The 515-nt window shown below is 45.8% G+C and carries 1 protein-coding gene; it reads right to left on the bottom strand.

The features are described 5' to 3' along the window. The coding region (locus HUK38_RS14750; protein ID WP_202985591.1) for a hypothetical protein at positions 1-515 on the bottom strand (515 nt) is incomplete at both ends.

Below are 515 nucleotides of genomic sequence, written 5' to 3'. Positions count from 1 at the left end.
GTCATCCAAATGCCACGAATAACTGCCGAATAACTTAAATAAATTGGCAAATGCCAGATCGGGAATACGAATTGACGCGCCGTATTGCAACTCCAGCGAATGCTGTAAAAATAACCCGCCATTCAAAAACACAATATCGCCAATGAGCGCCTGCGTCGCCGCGCTCCGTTCATAGGCCGGTTTCGCAAAACCTTCAAAAAACAACGCCTGCAAAAACTCGCTGTAAAATAAATCCTGACCGCGCCGGCCACTCGCCGCTAATTTGTCCAATAAATACCGACTATTGCCCTTATCTAATAATAATTTGCATTGCAAAAACCAAATAAACATCAACCGATTCATTAACACCGACGCCAACCAGCGCCGCTCGCGTTCGTTCGGAATGCCATCAATCAATTCGACAAATGCCAGCCGCTCTTCATCGAATTGTTTAAAAAATTTCTTGGTAACTTTTTCAATATCCAGCGCCGCCGTCAAGCGCTCCACTAATTGACTGAGCGGAAACTCCCCCTGGT

The organism is Thiospirillum jenense (assembly GCF_014145225.1).
Classification (GTDB): Bacteria; Pseudomonadota; Gammaproteobacteria; order Chromatiales; family Chromatiaceae; genus Thiospirillum; species Thiospirillum jenense.
This window is presented reverse-complemented; position numbering and strand designations above follow the sequence as displayed.